The following is a 22,779-nucleotide window of genomic DNA, read 5'->3' as shown; positions in this document are numbered from 1 at the left end:
CCCTTATCATTGAGGGGCTTGGTGTTAGTAGTTCCAATCCATCATCGGCGCCACGGAGAACCGGCGAGAGAGAGCTGGAGCGATAGTTGATGCAGTTGAATGAGGCATGGGTATCTGAATCAGGAGGGTGAGGCGGGGGACGAGTTTATCAGGAATGGGGGAGGGGATGGGGTTGCGTCGAGGCGCCCGGACGAGGCTCGTGGCGCCTGACACCATTTAACTGGCTACTGCGGGTGCCGGCAGATTATCCAGGGCGTTGCGGGCTTGGTAGTGGTCCTTGGAGCCGAACCAGGTGAGCAGGCCTGTCACCCCGAAGAAGGTGAAAAGCCCTGAGGCTTGGTAGCCCGATACGTACATGGCGATGGCTGGGAAAAACAGCACCAGCACACAGAACACCACAACCACGCCGGAGTTGACCATGGCGTAATACAGTGGGTTCTTGGACACTTCGCCATTGCTTTCCTGGACGGCATACACAGTGTGCTTGCCAAGCGATTTAACGCAGGAAAGGCGCACGGTGTTGCCTGGTTTGATCATGCTGTCCAGATAGTTCTGGCAGCGGATGTGCCTGATTCGTTTGCCGCCGATCTTGATGTACTCGTAATCGGTGACGGTGCCGTTTCTGATCACGCCGTTACCGGTTTCTTCGATTAAACCTTCAAATTCCGCTACTGCCATTTTGCACCTAAGTGTTCAGTCAATAATTTGATGCTGCTAATTGCTGCTGCGTGCACATGCCGGCTGCATTAAGCAAGGCCGCCGGCATGCTGGCAGCGGCCAGGGGCTTTACGTTTTTCAACGGAGTTTCCCGGCGTACAATCTGCAGAAGGAATGATGGCGTATTGCCTCATTCTCGCGGGCACACTAACCACTAGTGCTTGAAAAATCACTCATTATTTTTTGACTGAAGGCTCTGGGACGATGGTTTCGGCGTGTTTTTCAGGTGTGGGTCGCAAGCGCTGGGTAGTGCGTGTTGGGTTCGTCTGGATTGAAGGCCAACTTTTTCGGCAAGAGGATTCAGGCGAAGATTTCTGACGGAAAAAGCCGAAGGCGACCGCTATGGTCACCCTCGGTGAATCTGGTTTGCGCTCTTAAACCCAGCGCCGAAACAACACGCTGGCATTCACCCCACCAAACCCGAAGCCGTTGGACAGTGCGTATTCCATCGGCATGTGCCGGGCCTCACCCTGAACCAGGTCCAGGCCTTCGGCTGCGCTATCTGGAGTGTGCAAGTTGAGCGTTGCCGGGGCTACCTGATCACGCAGAGCTAGAATGGCGAAGATCGCTTCGAAACAGGTGGCCAGTGGCGGATTTGGTGACGCGTGGGTGCCGAACGCCGTGTTGATCGCTGCCAGTTCATATTGTTTTTATCCTGTGAAAGTAAAAATAGGCGCTGAATTAATCTAGTAGTTGGTCAATCCCGAGTGCGATGATATGTACTGCTGGCCTGAATTTGAGTCAGGAAATCTAAGCGTGGATAAGCTAAATGGCTCGATTGCTAGGTGCAATCGGCAGGCGTTGCAAGGGTCTGTGGAATGAGTATTTCGATATGACGGGAATAGGGGGTATAAGTATGCGAAGTTTCTTTGTAATAGTATTGGTCGCATTTTTTGGCTTTCTGGGTGGAGAGTTTTTTTACTCATCTGCGGATGTGCGCCACATTGATGTCGTGGACAACGAAAAGTTGCGTTTTATTTCAGGGGGTGAGTATAAGCAGGTCGATACTGGTGGTGGCGGAAATAAAGTACATTCGCATGATTTTAAGATGCGGCCGCGATCTTCCGATGCTGGTGGGGCCGGATATCGATTGACTCCAGCTGAAAAAAAATACGGAGACTTGTTTGGTTGGCGGAGTCTAAATTCAGTGTTCTATTTTGGCGACGAATTCGGGGAGAGGTATTCGTGGGTGACTAACTCGGTGGGGGGGCATAGCGACTCCCGCGGTACGACCAGCAAAATTGACGCTGGAACAACGCAGTTCCCTCGAGTAGAGGTCCGAAGTATAAGTAGGCATTACTTATTTTGTGGTCAGGATGGGAGTGGGCTTCCGCTAATTAGAGATAGCTATCTGAATAAGGATTTGAGTAAGAGTTCAATTGAACTTGGTGTTGGTGGGGGACGTGTCTCGTCGAAAATAAACAGTCGTGCACAAGGCGGTGAGTTGCCCAGCTATTATGTTAATCCATTCAGCGTATCTGGATGGGGAAGCTCTAGTATGGCGCGGATGGCGACTCTGCTGTCGGATATGGTAGAGGGGCTTGAGCCGCGTGCCGCGTATTACAATGGAGGCAAGGGTGGTGAGCATTCCACCCATATTGCTGGTCGTATCGGTTCCATCCCATTTCAACTCACGGTCGCTGGTGGGGAAATCCCCGCAAGTGGGGGAGTTTTGGTCGTAGGCAGCAATGTCAAGCCTAGTGAATCGCTAAAACCCTTTACAGGCTGGCTAAATGGTGTTTATGGGGAGGTGTCCTCTACTCGTTCAGAATTGGTTTTTACTCGTGTCAAATCTGGCGTCGCAGTACCGTCGGGTGGTGAATTCCCCTTTTTGCCTGAAGTCGGTCCACAGCATCGCGGAGATATTGTTTTTTTGTGGATGGGGAAGAATGATATAAATACATATACCCCTCAACAAATTATCGAGCGGACGGACGTTTCGTTTGATTGGTTGACACCCTTCATCGGGCGCGGTTTAGTTCTTGGGCACTTCCACAACTCAGACTGGCGTCCTGAAAGTTCGCAGTCGCAGACTGTAGACATGATTAATGCAGCTTACAAGGCTCGATACGGCGAACTTTACGTTGATGTACAGAGCTATCTAATGTCAGGGCAGATTTGGACAGATACCGGAATTACGCCAACGGTCAGAGATTTAAAGCAACAATCACTTGGGCAAAAGCCCGTGTCTTTGTCTGTTGATAAAATGCATATGAATGACGCAGCGTACTTGGCGATTACCAGAAAAATTCAAGAGCGAATTCTAAGGCTCGGTTGGTACTAGGTTTGTTTTGTATGCTTGTGACAATCTATTGGCGTATGGCTGTGCCAAATCATTCAATGTTTGTATCTGATATGTCTAGTAGGTGTATGTTCGAAATCTGCCGTGGGGAACTTTTTAAGGTTTTTCATGGTTTATAATTCTGGTATTGTGTTGCGGTGAAGGGCGTAAAGATTTAGGCGGTCGGCGCCAATTCTTCGTTTTTGTTTCGTGAGTTGGAAGCGCATTGGTGAGGTGTGGTCTAATGAGATTACACGAGTTTGTTGCTGTCAAATTTCCGAGACGTGCGGTGTCGAAATGCAATCTTTTAGCCTCAGGTTGGTAGCAGGGAATGGCGGCCTGCTGTATTCCCCGACAAGATCACTAAGTGGTTCAGTTCGGTCAAAACAAGTCACGGCGTAGCGCCAGTAGTGACGAAACAAAGGAGTCTCTGGTAGGTTGAAAATACGTGGCGCACTGCGCTGCTGATTTTCGGAATAGCACTTCGAAGCGCATGTCAGAGAATATGGCGCCAGGTACGCACGCACCTGTGTGACCGGACTTAGCTAGGAGTTTTTGTATACTTTGAGTCTTGGTTCCATGCCTAGGATCTTTGTGTTGAGCTAGTGCCCTGTCAGTCAGGGAATAGGGTTGGTGATGTATGCTTAGGTGTGGCGTGGAGTTTGTACTTCCGTATTGTAGTTTGTTGTATTGTAGGTGTTTGTGTGGGTTTCCGATCGCTAGGGGTTCCGTTGGATGTATTAATGCAGTTGTGCTTAATGGTCTTTGGTTTGGCGAGAATATTGGTTGCGGTTTTCTGAAATTTATTGTGAGGTAGTGCTAAGTTAGAAAGGTGATAAGGCGGCTAGGTGGGGTTGTGCGTTACTTTTCATTTTGAATGAAGCTCTCCCCCTCGGCCTTTCGCTAGTGAGGTGGGTTTCTATATCATGGGGTTTCGGTTTGGAAGCGTTCTTTTCTAATGCATGGGTTTGTTGTGTAAAGCTATAGGCTTGAGGTGAGAAGTTGTACGTGCAAAATATTAGGCCTATCAGTTTTGCGTGTTCTTGATGTTTGATGTATAATCGAAGAATAAGTTATTCGTGTGATTAAAAGGGCAAAGCTTAGGGGGAAGGATGATATTTGAGAAAGACGGAAGAAGTGATGGGGAATGGAGTGAGCTTCTTTTGGGGAAGGGGATTCAATATGAGAATAGTTTCATTAGGAAGGGTCAGAAGCTTCAGGGTGCGTTACCCGTTAGTATAATTGATACTAAAATTCTAAATTCCTCAAGTGTTGGTAGGTATTCGGTAGTTCGCGGTGGGCGCATATCTGCAATAATTGGTGACTACTGTTCTATTGCGCCGGATGTGATGATGGGTGAGGGGAATCATCCTACGCCTTGGCTTGGGACGAGCGGGATTTTTTATCAGAAAAATAAATACGGTTTTTTTTCTGAGTCGCGTAATTTTCCAACCCAACCTTGGAGTGATAATAAAAACTCTCCGGTGATTCGACACGATGTTTGGATCGGGGCGGGCGTAAAAATTATGAGAGGGGTTACGATTGGTATCGGGGCTGTCGTTGCGGCAAACTCTATTGTAACTAAAGATGTGCCCCCCTATGCCATTGTTGGCGGTGCACCGGCGAAAATCATAAAATATCGATTTGATAGTGAATTGATAGAGGCGCTTATAAAAAGTAGGTGGTGGGTGTTTGATCTTTCGGTTATAAAAAAAATCGATTTCACTGATCCCGTAAAGGCGCTTCAGCAATTGTCTGAGATGGTGCACAAACCTATCGCGATAAGAAATAAGTTCGTCTTGTCGAATGTGGCTCTGGAGTTATTTGATTGATAATAATGACGGCTCGCAAGGTCTGGTTTTAGGCAAATCTTAGTTTTTTTGATTTTGTTGGTTGAGCTAGTCTAATGACTCTGGACACCTCAGTGGGGGAAGCTATATCCATTGAGGATCAACTATGACCAAGAAATACAGAAAGTTCGATGCCGCCTTTAAGCTTGATGTTTGCAAGCTCATCGTCGATCAAGGTCAGAGTGTGAACTCGGTCTGCCTTGATATGAACCTGAGCGATACGGCAGTGCGCCGCTGGGTTGAGCAATACAAGGCCGAGCTATTGGGTGGCCCGGGAATTGGCAAGCCGTTGACCAGCGAGCAACAGCGTATTCGCAAGTTAGAACAGCAAATTTTCGAGCTGAAAATGGACAATGAGATTCTAAAAAACTACGGCCTTCTTTGCCCGCGAATTGAAGTGACCCACCAGATGGTTCACCAATTACAACGCAACGCCCACCCGGTGGCTCCTGTCTGTCGGTGCTGCGGATCAGTCGCTCCGGGCTTTATGAGGTCCAACAGCGTCGCTTGAAACCGGAGCCCGCCTGTCCGGCAGCGGCCAGGATCAAGTCAATCTTTGAAGCGTCAGAGCGTTGCTATGGTAGGCGTCGCGTGCTGGGAGAATTACGCAAAGAAGGACTGTCCATTGGTCGTTTCAAGGTGCGCCGTCTCATTAAGCAACAGTAAGCGCTCCATAAATCCCACATTCAAAGCGTTTCGCTGATCCCGGATGCTGTGCTCCCGATTCCCTCAGGAGTTAGCATCGCCATGATGCGACCCGATGCCAAAGTCGAAAAAGTGTATTTGTACCCCAAGCCGGTCGACTTCCGAAAATCCATCGACGACTTGGCTGCGCTGGCCGAGCTGGATATTAAAGTCGCAGTATCTGACCCCGTGCTTTTCGTTTTCCTCAACTAGCCCCGCAACCGAGTGAAGATTTTATATTGGGAGCGCGACGACTTCTGCCTTTGGCTCAAGCGCCTCGAGTCCGAACGATTCAAAACATTGCCTGACGCCACCGACGAGGCGATCGTTCTGACCGTCCAGAGACTTAACTGGATGCTCGATGGCTTTGACCTCTGGCGCAACCGCTCTCACCAAGTTTTGACGCCGAAATTCGTAGCCTGATTGGGTATAATTCAGGGCATGAATTCCATGTCTGAAGGCCTTTCAGATGATCCCGTTCTGCTCAAGTAAATGCTTGGGTAGGTGCTCGACGAGCGTCAATTGGATAAGGGAAAGATTGTTCGGCTAGAAGAGTAGAATGCCCTCCTGCTTCAGCGTCTGTTCGGGCGTAAGTCCGAGCAAACAGCTGATGCGGCAACGCCGCAACTGGCCCTCTTCAATGAAATAGAAAGCGTCGTCGAGCCTGCGGATGAAGCATCAGATGAAGAGGTCGTTTCCCCGACCAAGCGCCGCGGCAAACGCAAGCCACTGTCCGCCGATCTGCCGCGCATCAAGATCATCCACGAACTTCCCGGGCATGAACTGACGTGCGTCTGCGGCTGCCGCAAACACACGATAGGCGAAGAAGTCAGCGAGCAGCTTGAAATCGTGCTCGTGCAGATCCGTGTTATCAGACACGTTCGGAAAGTTTACGGTTGCCGCGACTGCGAGATGGCGCCGGTCACTGCTGACAAGCCGGCTCAACTGATTGAAAAAAGCATGGCCAGCCTATGTGTTCTGGCGATGCTGTTGACCACCAAGTACGTCGATGGGCTGCCGCTTCACCGTTTCGAAAAAGTATTAGGCCGCCATGGCGTCGATATCCCGCGCCAGACGTTGGCACGCTGGGTTATCCAGTGTGGTGAACACTTCCAGCCACTGCTGAATTTAATGCGCGATAGCCTATTGGGCAGCCGTGTTATCCACTGCGATGAAAGGCGCGTGCAGGTGTTGAAAGAGCCTGACCGGTAGCCAAGTAGCCAGTCTTGGATGTGGGTGCAAACGAGCGGGCCGCCCGGCCGACCGACCGGTGATCCTTTTTGGCTACTCCACCAGCCGCGCACAGGAGGTGCCAACACGCATGCTCGATGGCTATTGTGGCTACGTGATGACCGATGATTACGCCGGTTATAACGCGTTGGGTGCGCAGGCCGGAGTCGAACGTTTGGGCTGCTGGGCGCACGCAAGGCGCAAGTTTATTGAGGCGCAAAAAGTGCAGCCGAAAAGGCAAGACAGGGCGTGTGGATATCGCATTGAACTTGATCAAGAAGCTTTCTGGTGTCGAGCGTGATCTGAAGGATCCGGGCGACGACGATCGTAAAACCGGCCGTCATGATCGGAGCCTGTCAGTGCTCGCTCAACTAAAAAGCTGGATGGAAAAGACGCAGCCACAAGTTACGACTCAGAATGCCTTGGGCAGGGCGATCGGCTATTTGCCGATCTACAACAACTCCGCCGAGCGTGCGATCAGGCCCTTCGTCATCGGAAGAAAGAACTGGTTGTTTAGCGGCACACCCAAAGGAGCGGCTGCCAGTGCTCAGCTTTACAGCTTGGTTGAGACTGCCAAAGCCAGCGGTCAATAGCCCTATGCGTGGCTGCGCCACGCATTAGAACGGCTGCCACTGGAGACCTCGGTTGAATATTACGAAGCGCTCTTGCCGTGGAACTATTCGCTGCTGCCGCCTAGCTAGACGCGTTACCCGTCTTGAAGTCGGCGGGTTTATGGAGCGCTTACGATCAATCAATCCTGGGTCGCGGACATTACTTATATCCGCACGCGCAGCGGCTGGGTGTACTTGGCAGCGGTCATGGATCTGTTCTCGCGCAAGATCGTGGGCTGGGCCATGCCCCCCCCCCATATGCGGGCCGAACTGGTGATCAGCGCCATGCAGTTGGCCATTGCTCAACGGCAGCCAGAGCCGGGTTTGATCGTCCATTCGGATCGGGGCAGTCAGTACGCATGAGCGGCCTATCAGACCTTGCTGACGCGCAACGGGATGCGTTGCAGTATTAGCCGCAAGGGTAACTGCTGGGACAACGCAGTGATGGAGCGCTTCTTCCTGAACCTGAAAATGGAGCGCACTTGGAGGAAGGATTACGCCAACCAAGGTGAAGCGATAAAGGACATCACGGACTACATCGTGCGGTTCTACAACGAGGGGCGATTGCACTCGACGCTGGGCTATTTACCGCCCAATCAATATGAGCGACAAGCAGCCTGACAATCGCCGATTAAGGTGTCCGGAAAAAGTTGACCACAACAGGGTGCAAGTGCTGGCTAGCAGGTGGAGAGGGCATCTGGAGTGATGGCCAGCCTTTACAGTAAGGTAGGCAAAAGGTCTTGGCGGATTCACCGAGGGCGGCAGCTATGGTCGCCCTCGGTGAATCCGGTTTGCGCTCTTAAACCCAGCGCCGAAACAACACGCTGGCATTCACCCCACCAAACCCGAAGCCGTTGGACAGTGCGTATTCCATCGGCATGTGCCGAGCCTCACCCTGAACCAGGTCCAGGCCTTCGGCTGCGCTATCTGGAGTGTGCAAGTTGAGCGTTGCCGGGGCTACCTGATCACGCAGGGCCAGGATGGCGAAGATCGCCTCGATGCCGCCTGCAGCGCCCAACAGGTGGCCAGTGGCGGATTTGGTGGCGCTGATCGCCAGGCCGCTGTGGGTGCCGAACACCGTCTTGATCGCCGCCAGTTCACCTTTGTCGCCGACCGGGGTCGAGGTAGCGTGGGCGTTCAAGTGCTGGACCTGGGAGGCTTGTATGCCGGCCTGGCGCAGGGCTTGCTGCATGGCTCGGCGGGCGCCGTCTCCGTCTTCCGGGCCAGCGGTCATGTGGTAGGCATCGGCGCTGGTGCCGTAGCCCACCAGTTCGGCGATTGGTTTGGCGCCACGAGCCAGGGCGTGTTCCAGTTCTTCGATCACCAGCAGGCCGGCGCCTTCGCCCATGACAAAACCGTCGCGCGCCGTATCGAAGGGGCGAGAGGCCTGTTCAGGTGTTTCGTTGTGATCGCTTGATAGTGCTCGTGCCGCAGCAAAGCCGGCCAGGCTGACCCGGTGAATGGCCGCTTCGGCCCCGCCACAAACAGCAACGTCCACTTCGCCTGCGCGAATCATGCGTGCGGCGTCGCCAATGGCCTGAACCCCAGCGGCGCACGCCGTTACCGGGGCGCCCAGCGGTCCCTTGAACCCATGTTGAATGGAGATGTGGCCGGCGGCCATGTTGCTAAGGAAGGAAGGGATGGTGAATGGCGACAGGCGTCGCGGACCCTTGCTATCCGTGGTGCGTACGGCCTCGGCGATCGCCGGAAAGCCACCCACGCCCGAGGCGATGATAGTTGCCGTGCGCTCCTGTTGCTCCGCGGTCTGTGGCGCCCAACCGGCTTGTGCCAGGGCTTCATGGGCGGCGGCCAGGGCAAACAGAATGAAGCGATCCATTTTGCGCTGTTCTTTCGCCGCCAACAGTTGGTCGGGGTCGAAGCCGGCTTCAGGGTCCTGCGTCCGGTCGGGAACCTGGCCGCCGATGCTGATCGACAGGTCACCAATCAGCGATTCCGGGAGGCGACGAATACCGGATTGGCCCGCCAGCAGGCGTTGCCAAACCGGTTCGACTCCGCAGCCTAGCGGGGTCAATGCGCCCATGCCTGTGACAACAATGCGTTTGCTCATGACAGTCCAGCTCCTTCAGCTTTGTCGGGGATAGTGATGTGTGGACGTAACTATCATCATGAAAGTAACATGCCCGTACGAAAAATGTCCGAGCGCATCACCCGAGGATCCGCCATGCAACGCAAAACCCTGGCCCACGCCGAATGCCCGATCGCCCGCAGCCTGGAAAGGGTGGGTGAGTGGTGGAGTATCTTGATCATGCGTGACGCCTTGCACGGGTTGCGCCGATTCGACGAGTTTTCCCGCAGCCTGGACATTGCGCCGAACATGCTCACCCGGCGCCTGAATTCGTTGGTCGAGGATGGGTTGTTGGAGCGGCGCGCCTACAGTGAGCGGCCTTTACGTTATGAATATGTGCCAACCGCTAAGGGCGAGGACTTTCGTGTGGTGCTGATGGCTTTTGTGGCATGGGGTAATTCGCACTATGCGCCGGAAGGACAGAGCGTGCAGATTGTCGAGCGTGAGACTGGTAGGCCGGTGCAGCCGATGATGGCGGATATAGCTGATGGGCACCTGGTGCCTTTGGCGCAATGCACGGTGCAGGCGGGGCCGGCGGCAAGCGCCGGCATGCGTCACCGGATGGGTAATATGGCGGCTTCAGAGTTAAATTGAGTCTTCAGCCTGGTTATTCTGTTGGAGAGTGGTAGACATGCAATCTAATTACTGCACTCTTCATAGCTGTTATTGATTATCCGGTTGCCCATGGTTGCAGCGCCGGTGAGTCGTGCTTTCATCGTTGTTGGTTCGGTGACCCAGTTGCTGGTGGTGTCTGCTCGGTTGTTGGTAATTGTATTGTTGTTGCCCTCAACTCTTATGTAGGCTTTATTTTTACAGAATACGTTGTTTTCAATGGTATTGTGGTCTGCGTAATCTTGGTAATACTTTCCCGTTGGGTCAAGTGGTTTGTCCCCGCAGTCACTTTTTTGTAAGTTTACGCTCTGGCGTGATGCTACCCATATTCCGACTTTTTCGTTGGTGAAGATATTGTTTTTTATTGTATTGTCATTGCTGGCTTGCCATCTAATGACTGACTTCCCTGTGCTGTATTTCTCGCCGCAATTTTTATAGAGATATATGCCTCCGGCCAAGTTACTGATGAATTTGTTGCCTTCGATCAGGTTTCCGGCAGAAGAGTCAATGGCCAAGCCCTCTCGCTGGCCACTATTTGGGGCGTTCGACTCGCCATTGTCTTTGATGAGGTTGTTAAGTATGTTGTTGTTCCGAGAGCTTTGCTCTAAGTAAATTCCAACTCCCTTGGATCTCAGTATAGTGGAGTTTTTTAAGGTCGAATTTGTTACGTAGCTGTGAAAGAAGATTCCAACACCGCCAGTGTCCTCTACATTTACATTGTCGAGGGTTATTTGGGTTGGGCTGATCTGATAGTTTTTTATTTGATTGTCGGTGCGTTTGTAGTCTGGAATTCCTGAGGTAATTAATATGCCTTGTGATTTAAAATTTTTTACGATACAGTTTTTTACGGTGACATTGCTCAATGGGTTGCCTTGGCTGGTTATTAGTATTCCTATTTTTTTAGTGAGCTGACCATCTAGGGTTGCGCCATTGCAATCTATGTTGGTGTTTGAGTTGTTGATAGTGATGGTCTGATTGTATGTGCAGTTTTGGTCAAGTGTTAAGTTTCCGCTCAGCTTTCCACTATTTGGAAGTTTGCATATTTGGCTTTCCTGTGCTGTTGATGGAAAGCACCATGCGATTATTGTTGCTGTAATTGCGGCCCTTGATAATTCTAATTTATAAGATGTTGATGTTTTCATGTGCTTGCCTCAGGTATCCGTATATGCGTCATGCAGTGATCGGTTATACGACTGATGGTTTTCAGGTAAATTCACTAATGAGAGAAGATACTGGTGCTGCCTATGGTAGGTGCGTTACAGGAAGGTCCAGCCCGCTTAAAGCCCCAACCCCTCCTCAACAATCCACATCAGATTCTCCTCACTCCACGCCACCGCAGCCATGGCAGCCTGCCCCAACGGCGGAACCTTCTGCAGGTGCCATTGCGACTCGCCGTGTTCGTCCGTGCTACGCAGGATGCGGTAATTTTTACTGGTTAGATGAATCTCGATCAGCCCCTCGGCTTTGGGGCTGAAGCGGGCGATCGGGTCGAAGGTAATGGTTCGATCAAGGGCTTCGAGCAGTAGTTGATCGACGGCGTAGTTGTACGTAGCGCCGCTTGGGTGACGCTCGTACACATGGGTGGAATTGCGGCGGATGCCGAGACCGGCTTCGCTCAAGGGGGCCAGCCAGGTTTCAATCTGCAGGTACAGGTCGTTGACCTGGGTCGGCCAATGATCGATTGCGGTATCGGTGCTGATTTCTGTCTCATCGGAGCCTTGCAGGCGCTGCTTCAGTTTTGCGGCCAGTTCATCTGCCTTTGTCATGTCGATTGCCTCCCGTAGTGTCTTTTGAATAGTAGCCAAATCTTGTGGCAGGCGGGGCGTGGGCTGGGGAGGCAAAAGCGTGGGCGTCAGCGGGGAGCTGGCCTATCGACAGTATATAGCCCGGCCTCTTGCGGGCTTTTGCTGATGTGAACCGATTCGAACATTTAATCCAGCAACCGTCGCTTAGGGTTTTCCCTGGCCGTCGAGACCGCGTATTATTCCCACAAATATGTCTGAAGATTTCCTGTGTGTAACCGTCAGGTCATCAGCCTTGCGCCCCAGCGTGCTATGCAAGGCAACCTCCAGATAAAAAAGATTCTCCTCAGGTGACGTTTAGCGACTTGCCAAAAAATATATCGGCCAGGCATGCGGCTGTCCGCAGGATGGGACGGTGTCCGGTAGCGTTTTAAAGGAATGGGTTTTGACAAAGCGTAGACAGGTAGCAATTGTTGGTTGTTCTTTTCGTTTCCCCGGTTCCACAACCAGCAGTTTCTGGCAGAACCTGATGACGGGGCAGGACCTGGTGACCCAGGTCGATGCCTCGCGCTGGGACCATGCCGAGTTCCTGCACCCGGACAAGGCCAATCCTGCCACCAGCTACACCTTCGCCGCCGGGTCGTTGGGCGACATCAGTGCGTTTGACGCGGGTTTCTTTAATATTTCGCCGCGTGAAGCAGCCGTGATGGACCCCCAGCAGCGGATGTTGCTGGAGATGTGCTGGGAAACCTTCGAGAACGCCGGCGTCAAGCCGTCGAGCCTGCGTGGCAGCAACTGCGGGGTGTACCTGGGCATTGCTGGCGTCGAGCAGGCCTATCGCCTGGTCGAAGACCTGGCCTCGATCGATGCGGCCACTGCCACCGGCAATACCATGAGCATTGCCGCCAACCGCCTGTCCTTCTTCTATGACCTGCGCGGGCCGAGCATGGCCATCGATACCGCCTGCTCGTCGTCGCTGGTGGCCTTCCACCAGGCCTGCCAGGCGATCATCAGTGGTGATATCGACCAGGCAGTGACGGGCGGTATCAGCCTGCACATGCACCCCTTCGGCTTCATGATTTTCGCCAAGGCCTCGATGCTCTCGCGCACTGGGCGTTGCCAGGCGTTCGATGAGCGCGGCGACGGTTATGCGCGTTCCGAGGGCGGTGGTCTGTTCCTGCTCAAGGATTACGATCAGGCCCTGGCCGATGGCAACCCGATTCTGGCGGTGGTCGCCGCCAGTGCGGTCAACACCGATGGTCGCAAGTCGAGCCTGACCCTGCCGAGTGCCGATGCACAGGCGGCGCTGCTCAAACGCACCTATGCCAAGGCGGGGATCGATCCGTCGCAGCTCGACTACCTGGAAGCCCATGGCACTGGCACGGCTGTCGGTGATCCGATCGAGACCCGCGCCATCGGCGAGGCCCTGGGCCAGGCCCGGAAGGCCGGCAACCCGTTGCCGATCGGTTCGATCAAAAGCAACCTCGGTCACCTCGAGGCAGCCTCCGGCGTTGCCGGCCTGATGAAGGCCCTCAACTGCCTGATCGAGCGAGAAGTGCCGGCCACCATCGGCATTGAAGAACTCAACCCGAATATCCCGTTTGCCGACCTGAACTTGCAGGTAGTCACCGAAAGCCGTGCGCTGAAAGCTGAAGGGCAACTGACTGTCGGCATCAACTCGTTCGGTTTTGGTGGCGCCAACGCGCACGTGATCCTGCAAAGTGCCGAGCCGCTGCCGGCGTCCACCACGGCGGGCAACACCCGGCGTGTGCCGCTGCTGCTCAGCGCCAAGGATGCCGAAGGCCTGCGCGCCACAGCCGAGGGCTTTGCCGAGTACCTGGCCGCCCACCCGCAGGGCAATTATTATGATGTCGCCTACCAGGCCATGTTCCGGCGCGATGCCCATCCCCATCGTTTGCTGTTGATCGCTGCCGACCCGGCCGAGGCTGCTCAGGCGCTGGCCGACTATGCCCAGGACCCGAGCCTCAGCGAGCTGAGCTCGGTGCTTGAGGTGGGCCAGGCGCTGGACAAAGCCCAGGGCCCGGTGTTCGTGTACTCCGGCAATGGGTCGCAATGGCAAGGCATGGGCCGGGCGATGCTCGGCCAGCCGGTGTTCGAAACCGCGGTGGCTGAAGTCGATGCGCTGTTCCAGCCGCTGGCCGGCTATTCGTTGCGCGCCGAACTGCTGGGCGAAAACGGTGAGGGGCGTTATGCGCGCACCGAGATCGCCCAGCCGGCCTTGTTCGCCCTGCAAGTGGCGGTCACGCGCGCACTGGCAGCCCAGGGTTTCCATCCGGCAGCGGTGATCGGGCACAGCGTGGGTGAAGTCGCCGCGGCCTGGGCCAGTGGCGCGCTGAGCCTGGAAGACGCGACCCAGGTTATTTTCCATCGCAGCCGTTTGCAGGGAACGACCCGCGGCACCGGGAAAATGGCTGCCGTTGGTCTCAGTGGCGAGGCCACGGCGATGTTGCTGGTGGAACTGGGGCTGGACGATCGGGTGGTCCTGGCCGGCGAAAACAGTGCGCGAGGCGCTACGGTGGCCGGCCCTGTCGATGCCCTCAGCGAACTCGAACAGGCCCTGACCGAACGCCAGGTGTTTGTCCGCCTGTTGGACCTGGACTACGCCTTCCACTCCCCGGCGATGAACCCGATCGAGCAGCAAGTAATTGCCGATCTGGCGCACATCCGTCCACGCAGTGCGCAGATTCCGTTCTATTCCACGGTGGTCGGCGGCGAGCTCGATGGTCAACGTCTGGACAGCCGTTATTGGTGGCAGAACATTCGCTTCCCGGTGCTGTTCCAGGGGGCGATGGACGAGTTGGTGGGGCAGGGCTTCAACCTGTTCGTCGAGGTGGGTCCGCACCCGATCCTGCGCTCTTACGTCAGCGATGCCCTGACCCAGCGCGAGCTGCCCGGTCAGGTAGTCGCCACCTTGTTGCGCAAGGACGACAGTCCGGCACTACTTGAGCGTTGCGTAGCGCGGTTGTTGATTGCCGGTGCGCAGCCGGAATGGCAGCAACAATTCCCGGTGGCCGGCAACAACTTGCGCCTGCCCAACTACGCCTGGCAGCGCGAACGTTTTCAATTGCCGGTCAGCGCCGAGTCGTTCGGCGTGCTGGCGCGCGAACGTGTGCACCCCTTGCTCGGCTACCCGCTGGCCGATCGTGCCTTGACTTGGGAAAACCGACTCGACACGCAGCTGTTCCCGACCCTGGCTGACCACAAGGTCGGTGAAGCGGTGCTGTTCCCCGGCGCCGGTTTCACCGAGCTGGCGCTGGCGGTGGCCTTGCTGCACCAGCCGGGCGAGTTTGTCGACATCGAAGAGCTGGAGATCCACAACCCGCTGTTGCTCGGCAACGAAGGCAGCAAGAAGATCCGCGTCAACATCGAGGAAGCCGACGGCGCCTTGCGGATCACCTCGCGCAGCCTGGCCCAACGTGAAGAGTGGGTCCAGCACGTGGTCGCGCGTCTGCCCGGCGAAGCCCGTGGCGTCTTGCTTGGCACGCGTGCACCGGCGCTGCCACAGCGCCCGGCGGATTTCACTGGCGAACAGCATTTGGCGCTGACCCGTGCGGTGGGCCTGAACTATGGCCCGGCCTATCAGGCCGTGGCCGCGGTGTGGGTCGAACCGGCCCACATCCTCGCGCAACTGAGCGTTCCCGAGGCCATCAGCCAGGAGCTGGCGACCCTGCACCTGCATCCGGCGTTGCTCGACGGCGCATTCCAGTTGATCACCGAATTGCTGGTCGGCCAGCCGGGCAGCAACAAGGGCCTGGCGTTCATCCCGGTCAAGCTCGGGCGCATCGCGTTTGCCAAGGCCGGCGGCGTGCCGTGCCTGGCCCAAGTGCGCCAGCTCAAGCGTACCGAGCATTCGTTGCTGGTGGATTTCACCCTGTACGACGCGACCGGCGCAGCGGTGCTGTTCATCAAGGACGCACGTTTCCGTGGCGTGCGCCTGCAACGTGACCGCTCCCATGACATCAAGCGCCTGGCCCACGTTGGTCTCGCCGCGCCAGGTCAGGCGGTGCCCGTGCTGCGCGCAGCCAGCAGCGCCACGCCGTTGGTAGAACACCTGCAGGGCCTGGCCGATGAGCCGGTGCAGCAGCGTTATCTGAATGAAGTCGAGCCGTTGCTCGATGCCCTGTGCGCGAGTTTTGTGCAGGACTTGATCGAGCAGGCCGGCGGCCGCTTGAGCGCCGAACAGGTTGCGCTGTGGTCGCAACAGGACGGTGTGCCAAGCAATTACCTGGCGACCTTGCTGCGTCAGGGCCTGGAAGACGGCAGCTTGAATTGCGATGCCGACGGCAACTGGTGTGTCGCCGATGTGGGCGAGCGTCCGCCTTCCGAGGCCATTTGGCAGGAACTGTTCCAGAGCTATCCGGAGCACTTCCAGATCATCCATTCGGTAGGCCGGATCGGTCGCCACCTGCTGTCCCTGCTCGACGCTCGCCAAACCCTGGAGCAGTTGCTGCCACGGGAAACCAGTGGCGCCAATCTGTCGCGCCTGGTGCTGGGTGCCGCAGGTCAGCAGCGTCTGCTCGCCGGCCTGCGCGAAACCCTGGCCCAGCGTCTCGCCGCGTTGCCGGCCGGGCAACGCCTGCGGGTGCTGGAGTTTGGTTTTGGCGGGCCATCTTTCGCCGAATCGCTGTACGCCGGGATCGATTTTGATCGCGTCGACTACAGCTACTGCGTAGCGGAACCAGAACTGGTGCAGATGCTCGGCGATGATTGCCCGGCACTGCAGGTCATCGATTTTGCACAACTGAGCAGCGTCGCAGGTTACGACTGGGTGCTGTTGCCGACCGATCTGGCGGCCCTGGACACCATTGGCGAAGCGCTGCGCCAGGCAGCCAGTCACCTCAACCCGCACGGGCAGTTGGCCGTGCTGGCGCAACACCCGTCGCGCTGGGCCGACTTCGTGTTTGGTGCCCAGGCCGACTGGTGGCTGACAGGCCCTGAGCAGGCGTTGTCGCGTCAACAGCGGCCACAGTTCTGGCTGCATGAGTTGCAGCGTCACGGCCTGAGCGTCAGCCACACCCTGGAAGCACTGCCGGGCAATGCCTGCGGCAGCTATCTGCTGCTGGCCGCTCATGGCGTGAATGCAGCGGCCGCTTTGCCGGAAGTCACCGTGCAACGCTGGGCGTTGCTGGCCGAATCCGGGCAGGCGGCTGCCGAGCAACTGGCCCAGGCCCTGCGTGAGCAAGGCCAGCAGGTCAGCCTGTTGCAGCCCGGTGATGCGCAATCCCTGGCGCAGCAACTCGCCGCGCTGGATCAAGCGCCAGAGCACGTGTTGCACCTGGCCGGTTTTGACAGCAGCCAAGGGCTCGATGGCCAGGGCGCGCGCTGCATGCTGGCGGCGGCGCTGGTCCAGGCCTGCGAGTCGCTGAGTATCGCGCCACAGTGCTGGCTGCTGACCCGTGGCGCGGCCGGTCACCTGTACGCTGCCGACCAAGACAGCGATGTCGATGCGATTGCCGATGCGGCGTTCTGGGGCTTCGGCCGAACCCTGGCGAACGAGTCCGCCGGTTGCCGGATCCGTCTGCTCGACCTGGCTTTCGCCGCGCCTGTCGCCAGCCTGATCCCAGCCTTGTTGCACGCCGACGCCGAGACCGAAGTGGCGATCAGCGCCGCCGGCCAGCGTTATGTGCCGCGCTTGCGCGTCCTGCACGAACAAAACGGTGCCAGCGCTGACGGCAACACGCGCATCAGCCTGGGCTTCGACCTGCCGGGGCAATTGCGCAACCTGCGCTGGGAAGCCCGTGAGCTGACCGCGCCGGCGGCGGACGAGCTGGACATCGAAGTACGCGCCACCGGCCTGAACTTCCGTGACGTGATGTTTGCCCTCGGCCTGCTGTCCGACGAGGCCATCGAAAATGGCTTCTCCGGTCCGACCATGGGCTTTGAATTTTCCGGTGTGGTCCACGGCAAAGGGTCTGCCGTGTTCGGCGACTTCGCCCCGGGCGATCGCGTGGTGGGTTTTGGCCCGCGCAGTTTCGCCAACCGCCTGGTGACCAACGCCAACGCGGTGGCTCGGATCCCTGAAGGCATGTCCTTCGAGGCTGCGGCGACCATTCCAAGTACCTTCTTCACCGTGTACTACGCGCTGCATCATCTGGCGCGCCTGGAGCCGGGCGAGAAGGTGCTGATCCACGGCGCCGCTGGTGGCGTCGGGATTGCCGCGATCCAGATCGCCAAGTGGTGTGGTGCCGAGATCTATGCCACCGCCGGCAGCGACGAGAAGCGCGACTTCCTGCGTCTGCTGGGCGTCGACAAGGTCTTTGATTCGCGCTCCCTGGCTTATGCCGACGAAGTGCTGGCCCTGACCGATGGGCGTGGCGTCGACGTGGTGCTCAACTCCCTGGCTGGCGAAGCGATCAACCGCAACTTCCAGGTGCTCAAGCCGTTCGGCCGCTTCCTTGAACTGGGCAAGCGCGACTTCTACCAGAACACCCGGATCGGCCTGCGTCCGTTCCGCAACAACATCAGCTACTTCGGTATCGACGCCGACCAGTTGATGAGTGAGCGTCCAGACCTGACCCGACGCCTGTTCGGGCAAATGATGGAGCTGTTCGAGCAGGGCATCCTGCACCCGCTGCCGTTCCGCGAGTTCGACGCCAACCACGTGACCGAGGCCTTCCGCTACATGCAGCAGGCGCGGCAGATCGGCAAGATCGTGGTGACCTATGGCAACCCGATCGAACGCCTGGTGGAAACCCGCGAACAGCCGGTGCAGTCGTTGCAACTCAGTGCCGAGGCGACCTACCTGGTCACGGGCGGCCTGGGCGGCTTCGGCCTGCGCACCGCGCAGTGGCTGGTGGACAAGGGCGCGCGGCACCTGGTGCTGCTCGGTCGTCGTGGCCCGGCCAGTGTCGAGGCGCAGCCGTGCCTGGCGGCCTGGCAAGCGCAGGGCATCGACGTGCAGGCGCTGGCTTGCGACATCACCGATGTGATGCAAGTGCGCGGCGTGTTCGAACGCATTGCCGCCAGCCCGTATCCATTGCGTGGCCTGGTGCATGCAGCGACAGTGATCGACGACAGTCTGATTCGCAACCTGGATGCCGAACAACTGCAGCGCGTGCTGGAGCCCAAGGCCAAGGGTGCGCAATACCTGCATGAGCTGACCCGCGAGTTGCCGTTGGACTTCTTCGTGATGTTCTCCTCGGCCACCACGCTGTTCGGCAACCCGGGCCAGGCCAACTACGTGGCCGCCAACTATTGGCTCGAAGCGTTGGCTCGGCATCGCCGAGGTCACGGCCTGGCCGCCACCGCGGTGCTCTGGGGTGCGATCGACGACGTTGGCTTCCTGGCACGCAACGAGCAAATCAAGGACGCACTGCAAAGCCGCATGGGTGGCGCCGCGCTGCGCGCCGAAGTGGCGCTGGCGCACCTGGAGCAGATGCTGCTCAAGGGTGACGACGGGATCGGCGTACTGGAGCTGGAATGGAAAGCCCTGTCGCGCTTCCTGCCGAGCGCTGCGACCCCGCGCTTCGTCGAACTGGTCCGCGCCCATGGCGGTGACCAGGACGATGAGAACGACGCCGAGGACATCCAGCGCATGCTCGCCGAGCTTGATGACGAGCAACTGCTGGAGCGTTTCGTCGAACTGCTCAAGCACGAAGTCTGCGAGATTCTGCGCTTGCCGGCCGCGCGCCTGGATACCCAGCGTCCGCTGCAGGAGCTGGGCCTGGACTCGCTGATGAGTGTCGAGTTGGTGGTGGCGCTGGAAGAACGCTTCGGCATTCGCCTGCCAGTGATGGAACTCAGCGAGAGTTCCAGCATCGATAAGCTCAGCGTGCGCATCCTTGACCTGCTGCGTGGTGAAGCGGGGGCCAATGAAACTGCGGCGCCTGCAGCCCTGGCGGAAAACGTATTGGCCCGCCACGGCAGTGAATTGAGCCGCGAGCAAATGGCCGAGCTGAACGCTGAACTGGCTGACAGCGCTGCGGCACCTAACCGTCTGATTGAGTGATGTTTGATTGAGTGATAGTGCGATGACTGCAAAAACGCCCACCGGCCTGAGTGTCGGAATCAAGCAACGGTTGATCCAGCAAGCGCTGGAGCGCCGTCGCAGCGAGGCGGGCGACGCGGCCGGCGGTGCCACCCTGGAGCAGGCGCAACAGGCGGCGCTGAAAGTGCCTGAAGCGTTTTATCGTTTCGACCAGCACCCCGGTTATCAGCAGTTGCGTGTGATGCAGCAGGGTGCGGCGCGCCTGGGTCTGAGCAGCCCGTTCTTTCGTTTGCACGAAGGCCTGGCGGGCGCCGAGACCCGCATTGGTGCCCGCGAATACGTCAACTTCGCCAGCTACAACTACCTCGGCTACTCCGGTCACCCGGCGGTGGCCGAAGCGGCCAAGGCCGCCATCGACCGTTACGGCACCTCGGTCTCGGCCAGCCGGCTGGTGTCCGGTGATCGTCCGCTGCACCGCGAGCTGGAGCGTGAGCTGGCCAATCTGTATGAGGTCGACGACGCCATTGTGTTCGTCAGCGGCCATGCCACCAACGTCACTACCATCGGCCATCTGTTCGGCCCCCGTGACCTGGTGCTGCACGACGAGCTGATCCACAACAGTGTCCTGCAAGGCATCCAGTTGTCCGGTGCGCGACGCCTGAGCTTCGCCCACAACGACTGGCAGGCCCTGGACCGGATCCTCGGTGAGCAGCGTCAGCACTTCGAGCGGGTGCTGGTGGTGGTCGAAGGCATCTACAGCATGGACGGCGACTACCCGGACCTGCCGCGCTTCGTCGAACTCAAGCGCAAGCACAAAATCTTCCTGATGGTCGATGAGGCGCATTCGCTGGGCGTGATGGGGGCGACCGGCAAAGGTATTCGCGAGCACTTCGACCTGGCCGGTGATGACGTCGATATCTGGATGGGCACGCTGAGCAAGACCCTCGCCAGTTGCGGTGGCTATATTGCCGGCAGCACGGCGCTGGTCGAGCACCTGAAGTTCCTCGCCCCGGGTTTCCTCTACAGCGTCGGCATGCCGCCTTCGGTGACGGCCTCGGCACTGGCGGCGTTGCGTTGCCTGGCCAACGACGGTGAGCGGGTGCGGACGGTGCAGGCGCGAGGTGAGTTGTTCCTGCGCCTGGCCAAGGCCGCCGGCCTGAACACCGCCACCAGCAGCGGCCTGGCCGTGATCCCGGTGATCACCGGCAGTTCATTCAAGGCCGGACGGCTGTCCAGCGCCTTGTTCGACCGCGGCATCAATGCCCAGCCGATCCTCTACCCGGCAGTTCCCGAGCACGTCGCACGGGTGCGCTTCTTTGTCTCGTGTGAGCACACGGAAGAGCAAATCATCCAGACCGTGGCCATAGTTGCCGAAGAGTTGGCCAAGATTGGTTGAGCCCAGGCGGCTCACCGCCATCGCGGGCAAGCCCGCTCCCACAGGTCTGGTGGGTGTATGCAAAATTTTCGAACGCCCAGAACCACTGTGGGAGCGGGCTCATTCAACATTGATGGTGGCTGACATACCGCCATCGCGGGCAAGCCCGCTCCCACAGGTCTGGTGGGTGTATGCAAAATTTTCGAACACCCAGAACCACTGTGGGAGCGGGCTTGCCCGCGATGAGGCCAGCACAGTCAACATCGATGCTGCCTGACACACCGCCATCGCGGGCAAGCCCGCTCCCACAGGTCTGGTGGGTGTATGCAAAATTTTCGAACACCCAGAACCACTGTGGGAGCGGGCTTGCCCGCGAAGAGGCCAGCACAGTCAACATCGATGCTGCCTGACATACCGCCATCGCGGGCAAGCCCGCTCCCACAGGTCTGGTGGGTGTAAGCAAAATTTGCGAACACCCAGAACCACTGTGGGAGCGGGCTTGCCCGCGATGAGGCCGGCTCATTCAACATTGATGGTGGCTGACATACCGCCATCGCGGGCAAGCCCGCTCCCACAGGTCTGGTGGGTGTATGCAAAATTTTCGAACGCCCAGAACCACTGTGGGAGCGGGCTTGCCCGCGATGAGGCCAGCACAGTCAACATCGATGCTGCCTGACACACCGCCATCGCGGGCAAGCCCGCTCCCACAGGTCTGGTGGGTGTAAGCAAAATTTGCGAACACCCAGAACCACTGTGGGAGCGGGCTTGCCCGCGATGGGGCCGGCTCATTCAACATTGATGGTGGCTGACATACCGCCATCGCGGGCAAGCCCGCTCCCACAGGTCTGGTGGGTGTAAGCAAAATTTGCGAACACCCAGAACCACTGTGGGAGCGGGCTTGCCCGCGATGAGGCCAGCACAGTCAACATCGATGCTGCCTGACACCACCCGCCATCGCGGGCAAGCCCGCTCCCACAGGTCTGGTGGGTGTAAGCAAAATTTGCGAACACCCAGAACCACTGGGGAGCGAGCTTGCTCGCGATGAGGCCGGCTCATTCAACATTGATGGTGGCTGACACACCGCCATCGCGGGCAAGCCCGCTCCCACAGGTCTGGTGGGTGTAAGCAAAATTTGCGAACACCCAGAACCACTGTGGGAGCGGGCTTGCCCGCGATGAGGCCAGCACAGTCAACATCGATGTTGCCTGACACCGCCATCGCGGGCAAGCCCGCTCCCACAGGTCTGGTGGGTGTATGCAAAATTTTCGAACACCCAGAACCACTGTGGGAGCGGGCTTGCCCGCGATGAGGCCAGCACAGTCAACATCGATGCTGCCTGACACACCGCCATCGCGGGCAAGCCCGCTCCCACAGGTCTGGTGGGTGTAAGCAAAATTTGCGAACACCCAGAACCACTGTGGGAGCGGGCTTGCCCGCGATGAGGCCGGCTCATTCAACATTGATGGTGGCTGACATACCGCCATCGCGGGCAAGCCCGCTCCCACAGGTCTGGTGGGTGTAAGCAAAATTTGCGAACACCCAGAACCACTGTGGGAGCGGGCTTGCCCGCGATGAGGCCGGCTCATTCAACATTGATGGTGGCTGACATACCGCCATCGCGGGCAAGCCCGCTCCCACAGGTC

The 22,779-nt window shown here is 57.7% G+C and carries 9 protein-coding genes and 5 pseudogenes; 9 read left to right on the top strand and 5 right to left on the bottom strand.

The features are described from left to right. Positions 1-216 precede the first annotated feature (216 nt). Both QMK50_RS04630 and QMK50_RS04625 read right to left on the bottom strand, forming a co-directional pair. Positions 217-678: a hypothetical protein gene (locus QMK50_RS04630; RefSeq protein ID WP_320332642.1), complete on the bottom strand. Its 462-nt coding sequence runs from the start codon at positions 676-678 to the stop codon at positions 217-219. Between the two features lie 413 nt (positions 679-1,091). After that, positions 1,092-1,292 (bottom strand): annotated as a pseudogene (locus tag QMK50_RS04625) (beta-ketoacyl-ACP synthase II); the annotation flags it as partial. Positions 1,293-1,486: 194 nt separating this feature from the next. On the opposite strand from QMK50_RS04625, the gene QMK50_RS04620 reads away from it, so the two are divergent. The 6 genes and pseudogenes from QMK50_RS04620 to QMK50_RS04595 all read left to right on the top strand — a co-directional run. After that, positions 1,487-3,001, top strand: coding sequence for a hypothetical protein (locus tag QMK50_RS04620; RefSeq protein WP_320332641.1), 1,515 nt, complete (start codon positions 1,487-1,489; stop codon positions 2,999-3,001). Positions 3,002-4,110: 1,109 nt separating this feature from the next. Next, a complete protein-coding gene (locus QMK50_RS04615) occupies positions 4,111-4,830 on the top strand; it encodes a CatB-related O-acetyltransferase (protein WP_320332640.1) in 720 nt (239 codons plus the stop codon). 124 nt (positions 4,831-4,954) lie between these two features. Beyond that, positions 4,955-5,511: pseudogene (locus QMK50_RS04610) on the top strand (transposase); the annotation flags it as partial. 84 nt (positions 5,512-5,595) lie between these two features. Next, positions 5,596-5,955 (top strand): annotated as a pseudogene (tnpB, locus tag QMK50_RS04605) (IS66 family insertion sequence element accessory protein TnpB). A 69-nt stretch (positions 5,956-6,024) separates the two neighbouring features. Continuing rightward, positions 6,025-7,463: pseudogene (tnpC, locus tag QMK50_RS04600) on the top strand (IS66 family transposase). Positions 7,464-7,511: 48 nt separating this feature from the next. Continuing rightward, positions 7,512-7,994 (top strand): annotated as a pseudogene (locus QMK50_RS04595) (IS3 family transposase); the annotation flags it as partial. Positions 7,995-8,172: 178 nt separating this feature from the next. Here the strand turns inward: QMK50_RS04595 and fabF are convergent. Next, positions 8,173-9,441, bottom strand: a complete 1,269-nt coding sequence (gene fabF / locus QMK50_RS04590; RefSeq protein WP_320332639.1) for a beta-ketoacyl-ACP synthase II — start codon at positions 9,439-9,441, stop codon at positions 8,173-8,175. A 114-nt stretch (positions 9,442-9,555) separates the two neighbouring features. On the opposite strand from fabF, the gene QMK50_RS04585 reads away from it, so the two are divergent. Beyond that, positions 9,556-10,053 (top strand): helix-turn-helix domain-containing protein, encoded by a 498-nt coding sequence (locus tag QMK50_RS04585; RefSeq protein WP_320332638.1) that lies wholly within the window; start codon positions 9,556-9,558, stop codon positions 10,051-10,053. Positions 10,054-10,097: 44 nt separating this feature from the next. On the opposite strand, the gene QMK50_RS04580 is transcribed toward QMK50_RS04585, so the two are convergent. Together QMK50_RS04580 and QMK50_RS04575 are read right to left on the bottom strand one after the other, a co-directional pair. Then, entirely contained in the window at positions 10,098-11,213 is a 1,116-nt protein-coding gene (locus QMK50_RS04580) for a right-handed parallel beta-helix repeat-containing protein (protein WP_320332637.1), read from the bottom strand. Between the two features lie 135 nt (positions 11,214-11,348). Further along, the gene (locus tag QMK50_RS04575) at positions 11,349-11,837 is read right to left on the bottom strand and encodes a hypothetical protein (RefSeq protein WP_320332636.1); all 489 of its coding nucleotides are present in this window, start codon (positions 11,835-11,837) and stop codon (positions 11,349-11,351) included. A gap of 421 nt (positions 11,838-12,258) precedes the next feature. Here QMK50_RS04575 and QMK50_RS04570 point away from each other — a divergent pair, with 421 nt between their 5' ends. Together QMK50_RS04570 and QMK50_RS04565 are read left to right on the top strand one after the other, a co-directional pair. After that, positions 12,259-19,782, top strand: coding sequence for a type I polyketide synthase (locus tag QMK50_RS04570; protein ID WP_320332635.1), 7,524 nt, complete (start codon positions 12,259-12,261; stop codon positions 19,780-19,782). 22 nt (positions 19,783-19,804) lie between these two features. Beyond that, on the top strand, positions 19,805-21,157 hold the full coding sequence (locus QMK50_RS04565; RefSeq protein ID WP_320332634.1) for an aminotransferase class I/II-fold pyridoxal phosphate-dependent enzyme: 1,353 nt from the start codon (positions 19,805-19,807) through the stop codon (positions 21,155-21,157). Positions 21,158-22,779: the final 1,622 nt, after the last annotated feature.

Source organism: Pseudomonas sp. P5_152 (genome assembly GCF_033989915.1).
GTDB lineage: Bacteria > Pseudomonadota > Gammaproteobacteria > Pseudomonadales > Pseudomonadaceae > Aquipseudomonas.
This window is presented reverse-complemented; position numbering and strand designations above follow the sequence as displayed.